6 protein-coding genes are annotated in these 8,738 nt (G+C 64.3%); 5 read left to right on the forward strand and 1 reads right to left on the reverse strand.

Annotation, left to right across the window (positions count from 1 at the left end):
- The coding region (locus tag ACEW8G_RS16065; RefSeq protein WP_373489403.1) for an alpha/beta fold hydrolase at nucleotides 1-1,375 on the forward strand (1,375 nt) is incomplete at its 5' end.
- Nucleotides 1,376-1,564: 189 nt separating this feature from the next.
- Nucleotides 1,565-3,829, forward strand: coding sequence for an NADP-dependent malic enzyme (locus ACEW8G_RS16070; protein ID WP_373489404.1), 2,265 nt, complete (start codon nucleotides 1,565-1,567; stop codon nucleotides 3,827-3,829).
- Nucleotides 3,830-3,846: 17 nt separating this feature from the next.
- Here ACEW8G_RS16070 and ACEW8G_RS16075 read toward each other — a convergent pair whose 3' ends face one another.
- Nucleotides 3,847-5,865, reverse strand: coding sequence for an ATP-binding protein (locus ACEW8G_RS16075; RefSeq protein WP_373489405.1), 2,019 nt, complete (start codon nucleotides 5,863-5,865; stop codon nucleotides 3,847-3,849).
- A gap of 139 nt (nucleotides 5,866-6,004) precedes the next feature.
- Between ACEW8G_RS16075 and ACEW8G_RS16080 the strand changes: the two genes are divergently transcribed.
- From ACEW8G_RS16080 to ACEW8G_RS16090, 3 genes are all read left to right on the forward strand, one after another.
- Nucleotides 6,005-7,717 (forward strand): long-chain fatty acid--CoA ligase, encoded by a 1,713-nt coding sequence (locus tag ACEW8G_RS16080; protein WP_373489406.1) that lies wholly within the window; start codon nucleotides 6,005-6,007, stop codon nucleotides 7,715-7,717.
- Nucleotides 7,718-7,831: 114 nt separating this feature from the next.
- Complete coding sequence (locus ACEW8G_RS16085; protein WP_373489407.1) at nucleotides 7,832-8,230, forward strand: hypothetical protein; 399 nt, start codon at nucleotides 7,832-7,834, stop codon at nucleotides 8,228-8,230.
- 85 nt (nucleotides 8,231-8,315) lie between these two features.
- The coding region (locus ACEW8G_RS16090) for a PmbA/TldA family metallopeptidase (protein ID WP_373489408.1) at nucleotides 8,316-8,738 on the forward strand (423 nt) is incomplete at its 3' end.

The raw sequence follows: 8,738 nt of genomic DNA on the forward strand, positions 1-8,738 counted from the left end.
CGGACTGGCGACCGCGGCGCGGCTGTTCGGCTTTTCCCCGCGCGAGGTGAGCATGGCCGAGGCACTGGTGCGGGGCGGCGATGTGCGCGTCGCGGCGCAGCTGGAGGGCATCGGCTATGAAACCGGACGCGATGCGATCAAGTCCGCGATGGCCAAGGCTGGCTGCCGCCGTCAGGGCGAATTTGTCGCCCTGTGCCTGCAGATCGAAAGCGGTGAGCAGCCCGGCGGGCTCGCCATCGAACCGGTGCTGCGCGACATCTTTGGATTGAGCGCGCGGCAGGCGCAGATTGCCAACACCATCGCGCGTGGGCTGACGCGCGAGGAATGTGCAGCGCGGCTTGGCCTGTCAGTGCATATCGTGAAATCAGAGCTCAAGGCGATCTTTGCGCTGTGCGAGATCGACACGCTGGTGCGGCTGACGACTTTGGTCAGTCACATCCAGGCGGTGGCGGCGCTCGCCGAGGCGACCGATATCGACCTGTCGATTGCAACGCGCGGGGAAGAGCCGCTGCGGTTGCTGCCGCGTGGCGAAGGCAGCGGGCGAATCGCCTTTGCCGATCATGGGCCGCGCACCGGCATTGCCGCTGTCTGCCTGCACACCGCAACCACCGGGCGGCATGTGCCGGCCAGCTATATCGCCGCGCTGCAGGCGCACGGGCTGCGCCCGATCACGCTCGACCGGCCCGGCTTTGGCCTGACGACGATGCCGGGCGACTTGGGGGAGGGCGATTACCTTGGCCGCAGCGCCGACGACATCGCTGAGATACTCAATGCGCTGGGGCTCAGCAAAGCCTGTATCATTGCGCGTGGCGGCACGATGGTGCTGGCGCGCTTTGCTGCCTCATACCCTGAGCGGTTGGCCCGCGCGGTGGTGATCAACCCCGAGCCGCCACCATCGGCGGACCGCAAGTTCGACGGGCTGCATGGGCACGTCAAGCGGCTGGTTTACAATCGCCCGCAGCTGATCGCGCCGCTTGCCAGTCACCTCTCGCGCCGCGCCTCTGCCCCCACGGTCGAGCGGCTGGTGCGCCAGATCCTCTCGGGCAGCCCGGCGGATCAGGCGAGCCTTGCCGACCCCGAGATCCTGTCGGCCTATGTCCGCTCCACCCAGCAGAGCGCGATGCAGGGCGGTATCGGCTTTCTGGCGATTGCGCAAAGCGAACCGCACGAGGCCGCGCCGCAAATCGCCGATGGCAGCGCGATCACGATTTTGTGTGGCGCGGAAGACCCGATGTATGCAGCGGGCGAGTCGCTGCCCCACTGGCTGGCGCTGTGGCCGGGATCGCGCGCCGAGATCGTGCCCGGCACCGGGCGGATGCTGGCTTTTCAGCGACCCGACCTGGTGGCAGCGGCCCTGCAGGGCAGCAGCGATTGACCCGCCGCTTTGAAGCATCCGGGAATCAGGCGTTAACCCGCTGCAAACGCTTGCCGAACACCGGCGCAGGCGGCTATGCATATGAATTAAGGGGCGTCCACAACATCCATGCCGCCGGAAACCGGCGCAGCAGCACTGCAATTTCAAGCACGGCCGGTCTGCATCCGGCTGACAGGGGAGTGTCCGCCGATGACCGACAAGAGCAACGTCCAGTTTACCGAGCGCGAGGCGCTGCTGTTTCATTCTGCCGGCCGTCCCGGCAAGATCGAGATCATCGCGTCGAAGCCGATGGCGACACAGCGCGACCTCAGCCTCGCCTATTCGCCGGGGGTGGCCGTGCCGGTGCGCGCCATCGCGGCGGACCCCGCCACCGCCTATGATTATACCGCCAAAGGCAATCTGGTTGCGGTCATCTCCAACGGCACCGCCATTCTGGGCCTGGGCAATCTGGGCGCGCTCGCCTCCAAGCCAGTGATGGAGGGCAAGGCGGTGCTGTTCAAGCGCTTTGCCGATGTCGATTCCATTGATCTCGAAATTGATACCGAAGACGTGCAACGCTTCATCGAATGCGTCGAACTGCTCGAGCCCAGCTTTGGTGGCATCAACCTGGAAGACATTGGCGCGCCCGCCTGCTTCATCATCGAACAGGCGCTCAAGGAGCGGATGAACATTCCGGTGATGCACGATGACCAGCACGGCACCGCGATTATCTCCGCCGCCGGCCTGCTCAACGCGTGCTTTCTCACGGGCCGCGATTTTGCCGATGTGAGGATGGTGGTCAACGGTGCAGGCGCGGCTGCCATTGCCTGCACCGAGCTGATCAAGGCGATGGGCGTGCGGCACGACAATGTGCTGATGTGCGATCGCAAGGGTGTGATTTACCAAGGTCGCGACGATCTTGACCAGTGGAAGTCCGCGCACGCCGCCAAGACCGACCGACGCACGCTGGAGGAAGCACTCGATGGCGCGGACATCTTCTTGGGCCTGTCAGCAGCGGGCGCGCTGAAGCCGGAGATGGTAATGAAGATGGCACCGCAGCCGATTATCTTTGCGATGGCCAATCCCGATCCGGAAATCACCCCGCCCGATGCCAAGGCGGCGCGTCCCGATGCGATCATCGCCACCGGCCGGTCGGATTATCCCAATCAGGTCAACAACGTGCTCGGCTTCCCGTTCATCTTCCGTGGCGCGCTCGATGTGCGTGCGACCGCGATCAACGAGGAGATGAAAATCGCCGCCGCACGCGCGATTGCCGAGCTGGCGCGCGAACAGGTGCCCGAGGAGGTTGCGGCGGCCTACGGCGGCGCGACCCAGAAATTCGGCGTCGATTACATCATCCCCGCGCCGTTCGATCCGCGCCTGATGGAACGCGTCTCCGCCGCTGTTGCCCTCGCGGCGATGGAAACCGGGGTCGCGCAAAAGCCGATTGAGGATATGGCCGCCTATCGCCATTCGCTCAAGAGCCGCCTCAACCCGACCACAGCGGTGCTCACCCAGGTTTACAGCGATGCCCGTGCAAACCCCAAGCGCGTCGTGTTTGCCGAGGCCGAGGAAGAGGTTGTGCTGCGCGCCGCGATCCAGTTCCGCGATGGTGGCTATGGCACACCGGTGCTGGTCGGCCGCGAACAGCGGGTGCGTGACAAGCTGAAGGAACTCGCGGTTGACGATCCGATGGCCTTCGAGGTGCACAACAGCGTCAATTCGCCATTGGTGCCCAAAATGGTCGATGTGCTTTACGAGCGGCTGCAACGGCGCGGATATCTGAAGCGTGACGTCAAGCGCATGGTCAACCAGGACCGCAACATCTTCAGCGCCGCGCTGCTGCAACTGGGCGAGGCCGATGCGATGCTGACCGGCATCACCCGTACCTTTGGCCAGTCGATGCGTGAAATCCGCCGGGTGCTTGATCCCAAGCAGGGTGAGACTCCGTTTGGCATCCATGTGATGGTCGGCAAGAGCCACACGGTGTTTCTTGCCGACACCACAGTCAACGAGCGCCCCAGCGCCGAGGAACTGGCGTGCATCGCGGAAAACACGGCGCACGTCGCCAAGCGGCTTGGCCACGACCCGCGCGTCGCGTTCCTGTCGTACTCGAACTTCGGCAATCCTTCGGGGCGTTGGCTGGAAAACATCCGCGAGGCGGTGGCGATCCTCGACAGCAAGGGGGCCAGCTTTGAATATGAAGGGGAAATGTCGCCCGATGTTGCGCTTAACCCCAGGCTGATGGCTAATTATCCGTTCTGCCGTCTGTCCGCGCCCGCCAATGTGTTGATCATGCCCGGCCTGCAATCGGCCAACCTGTCGGCCAAGCTGCTGCGCGAACTGGGCGGCGATGCGATGATCGGGCCGATGCTGATCGGCATGGAAAAGCCGGTGCAGATTGCCGCAATGTCATCAACTGCGGGCGAACTGCTCACGCTGGCTTTGCTGGCATCGGCCGGCGTGGTTGGGTGATGCTTAAGGGCGGCGGGTCAGCAACCCGCCGCCAGCGTCTTGCGCACCACCGCGACCAGCTCATCGGGCGAAAACGGTTTCTGGATCAGAATGTTGTGCGGGCAATCATCGGACAATGAACCGCCGGCATAGCCGGTCATCAGCACGATCGGCAGGTCAGGGTGGAGCGCGCGGCTGCGCGCCGCCAGCTGCTGGCCGTCCATATGGGGCATGATGATGTCGCTGAGCAGCAGCGCAGGCACGCTCTCACCCTGCTCCAGCAGGGTCAGCGCCGCTGCTCCATCCTCCACCTCGATCACGACAAACCCGGCCTCATGCAGCACATCGGCGACATGCCTGCGCAACGCGGCATTGTCTTCAGCGACCAGAATCGTGCCTCCTCGCGCGATGGCCTTTGCCTGCCCGGCGGCAGCGCTGGCGGCTGCGGTTTCGGGATCGGGATCGTCATCGGCGGGAAGCCACAGCTTGACCGTGGTGCCCTTGCCCAGCGCGGTTTCCAGCGACACAAACCCGCCCGATTGCGCGACAAAGCCCTGCACCTGACTGAGCCCCAGCCCGGTGCCCTTGCCGATATCCTTGGTGGTGAAAAACGGCTCAAAAATGCGCTGCGCCACATCCGGCGCGATCCCCGATCCGGTGTCGCTGACGCAAAAGCGCACATAGCGACCGGGGGGTGCATCAAAGTTATGGTGCTGATCTTCGGCTTTGTGGTCGGCGTTGGTCGCAAACAGCTGCACCTCGCCCGGGCCGTCCATGGCATCGCGCGCATTGACGACCAGATTGAGCAGCGCATTTTCCAGCTGGCTGACATCGACCGTCACCGGCCACAGGACCTCCGGGCAATCGACGGTGAGCGTATGCCGCTCGTCGAGCGCCTGTTGCGCGAGCGGGGTCAGATCACGCACCAGATCGGCCGGCTGGATGCGCGAGGGGCTGAGCGACTGGCGGCGGGCAAACGCCAGCAGCCGCTGGGTCAGGCTGGCAGCGCGCTGTGCACCATCGCGGGCATTGGCGATGGCGGTCTCTGCACGGTCGGTCTGCCCTGCCAAAATGCGCTTCTGGGCGATATCCAGATTGCCCGAGATAATCGTCAGCAGGTTGTTGAAGTCATGCGCAATTCCGCCGGTCAGCTGGCCGATGGACTCGAGCCGCTGGACCTGTGCGAGCTGCGCCTCTGCTGCGCGCGCGCGGGTGATGTCGCGCGCGATGCCAAAAATCAGCTCATCCTCGCGCGCCAGGTTCCAGCTGGTATAAATCAGCGTGCCGTCGCGGCCGCGCATCTCGCGCTCGACCTGCACATCCTTGGTGCCGTTGTGCAGCGGGATGAAATCGGTCGCCGCGGGATCGGCAAAAAACTGGCTGATATGCGCGCTGCCATCGACAGGAACAATGCCGAACGCCGTCTCCCAGGCCGGGTTGCCCGCCACCAGCACCCCTTCGGTCGTGGTGATCAGCATCATATCGAGCGACGAATCCCACAGCCGGTCGCGTTGGTCGGCGGCCAGATCGGCGGCGAGCTGCTGATGGATCACCTGCTTGCGCAGTTCCAGCAGCGCCGCCACCTGCCGGGCGAGCGCCTCGAGCAGCGGGCCATGGTCGAACCGCTCACGCGGGGCGCTGTCGGTCACGCACAAGGTGCCCAGCGCATAGCCCTCCGGGTTGATCACCGGTGCGCCTGCGTAAAAGCGGATGTGCGGCGGTCCGGTGACCAACGGATTATCGGCAAAGCGCGGATCGGTGCTGGCGTCGAGCACAACCATCACATCCGATGCGCGGATGGCATGATCGCAAAAGGCGATGCTGCGCGGGGTTTCGGCGATGTCGAGCCCAAGCGATGCCTTGAACCACTGGCGCTCGGCCTCGACAATAGAGATGAATGCGCTCGGCGTTCCGGCTATCGCCTGCGCCAGCGCCACCAGATCATCGTACAGCCCGCTGTCGGTTTCGCCAGGCGACAGGCGGTAGGTGCGCAGCACCGCGAGCCGCGCCGTATCATCTTCAGGACGGAAGATGGTGTCGCTAAGACTGGGATGCATGCAGGCCTTCCAGTTGCACCAGGGAGCAATCCGCGCCCCGCAGGTTAACTGTCTATATAATCAGATTGCTGACTAACGCCAGCGCGGCTGGCACGAACCGGCCTTGCCCAAAGCGCCCCGGCTATTTAGAGCCATGTTAATGTCAAGCACCGGCGCGCCCGTTTCCACGTCCGTTCCTGATCCGGCACAGCCGATCTGGAAGACGCATTATCATCACCCCTGCCCGTGGGATCAGCATTTTCCGCCACTTTCGCTGCCCGACATGTTCTTCCGTTCGGCGGGGCAGAAGGGCGCGGCACCGCTGCTCGATTTCCTGGGGCGAAAATACAGCTATGCCGAAACCGCGCAGGGCGTGTGCCGGGTGGCCAAGGGGCTGCAGGCGCTCGGCATCGGCAAGGGCGACCGCATCGGTCTGTTCCTGCCCAATGTGCCGCATTATGTCGCAGCCTATTATGGCGCGATGGCGGCAGGCGCGACGGTCGTGAATTTCTCGCCGCTGTATACGGTGGACGAGTTGGCGCATCAGGTGGCTGACAGCGGCACCACCATCTTGTTCACCCTTTCAGCCTCAGCGCTGCTGCCCACGGCATTGCAGGTGCTCGACCAGTCGGGGCTTGAGCGGCTGATCGTGGGCTCGGTCGCTGGCGCGCTGCCTGCGGGCAAGGCGGTGTTCTACCGCCTGTTCAAGCGCGCCGAGGTCGCCGAGCGGCCCGATGATCAGCGCGTCACCAGCTTTTCGCAGCTGATCGCCAACGATGGCAATTTTGTCCCCGTGCCGATCCGCGCCGAACAGGATGTTGCACTGCTGCAATATACCGGCGGCACCACCGGCACCCCCAAGGGCGCGATGCTGACCCATCAGAACCTTTCGGCCAACGCGCGCCAGGTCAATGCCATTGATCCGCGCGCCGACAGCAACGACGACCGCATTCTTGGCGTGCTGCCGTTTTTCCACGTCTTCGCCAACACCTGCGTGCTCAACCGTACGGTGCTCAACGGCGGTGAGATCATCATGCTGCCGCGCTTTGAGGCGGTGGCGGCGCTGAAGGCGATCACCCGCGCGAAGGTGACGGCGCTGCCCGGTGTGCCAACCATGTATCAGGCATTGCTCGACAGCCCGGCGATTGGCGAGACCGATTTTGCGGCGCTTCGTGCCTGCATATCGGGCGGTGCGCCGCTGCCGGCTGAAACCAAGGCGCGGTTCGAGGCCAAGACCGGGGCATCGGTGGTCGAAGGCTATGGCCTTACCGAAAGCAGCGGCGTCGTTTCGTCTAACCCCTATGAGGGGCTGAACAAGCCCGGCACGATCGGCCAGCCACTGCCAGCGACCACCGTGCGGCTGGTCGACAAGGAAGACCCGAGCCGTGATGCCCCGCCGGGCGAGCCGGGCGAGATCATCTTCACGGGGCCGCAGGTGATGCGCGGCTACTGGAACCGGCCCGATGCCGATGCCGAGGTGTTCATTGGCCGCTACCTGCGCACCGGCGATGTCGGGGTGATCGACGCCGATGGCTATATCCGCATCGTTGACCGCATCAAGGACATGATCGCGGTGGGCGGGTTCAAGGTGTTCCCAAGCCAGATCGAGGCTGTGCTCTATGGGCATGATGCGGTGAAGGAGGCGCTGGTGATCGGCGTGCCCGATGCCTATCGCGGCGAAAGCCCCAAGGCGTTTGTGTCGCTGCAGGAAGGCGTCCCGGCCGATCCCGCCGACATCCTCGCCTGGCTGAACCCGCAGCTTGGCAAGCACGAACGGGTGTCGGCCATCGAAATTCGCGAGTCGCTGCCCAAAACGCTGATCGGCAAGCTCGACCGCAAGGCGCTGCGCGCCGCCGAGGGGATTGGCCACTGATCCGTAGCGTCACGTGCACGTAAAGATGCTTGCCAAGCTGACACGAGAGTGACACACTTTGGGTTGAGCGGTGGCAGACCAATCGCCGCCCAATTGGCATGTAGGGGAAACAACATGGCAAAGGCAGCACCGAAAATCCTCGAGTCCGCCCGCTATCAGCCTGGGCAGGTCCGCGATGCAGCGCACGAGACGTCGTGGGAAAAGCGCATCAGCAACCATGTGGCATATGCCTTGCTCGCCTACACTGGCCTGCAGATTTTTGTCGTGATGGGCGCGATCAAGGGCGAGGGCATGTCGATCCTGCCTTATCTTGGGTTGGTGGCACTGGTCGGGCTGGTCATTCCGTTATGCCGCCGCGTTGAAAAGCGCTGGCAACGACTGGGGGGCAGCGACTTGCCGCACGCCACTCTGGCGCGGCATTTCAGCAGTGACCGGCTGGCGATCTGGCTGTTTGCCATCGGCTTCCCGTTCGCCTTTGTGTTGCTTGCCAGGGGTTTTGCCGCAATCTTCTGATCCCGGCGGTCAACTGCCACAGTCGTTTTTCCTGTGATGCTGCCCGGTGATTGACCGGGCCGGATGCGCGGCGTAAATCGCGCGCATGATAACCCCTGAAAATGCAAAAGACCTGGCGCACGATCTGGTCAGGCGCGCGATGGCGCACGGTACCAGCGCAGCCGACGCAGTGTTCGCCTGCGACGCCTCCACCGATGTGCAGATCCGGCTGGGCGCGCTTGAGGATGTGCAACGCTCTGAAAGCGCGTCTATCGGCCTGCGGGTGTTCGATGGCCAGCGCTCGGCAAGCGTTTCCGGCTCGGACCTTAGCGACTCCGGGCTTGCCACGCTGGCTGAACGCGCTTTCGCGATGGCGCGGCTGGCACCTGAAGATGCTTATGCCGGGCTGGCGCCCGAGGCGATGCTGGTGCAGGGGTCTTTGCCCGATCTGCAGCTTGATGATGGCGGCGAGGTTGACCCTGCGACCTTGCGCGCGCTTGCTGAACGCTGCGAGGCGGCGGCGCGCGCG

This window comes from Blastomonas sp. (assembly GCF_041747255.1).
Taxonomy (GTDB): Bacteria; Pseudomonadota; Alphaproteobacteria; order Sphingomonadales; family Sphingomonadaceae; genus Blastomonas.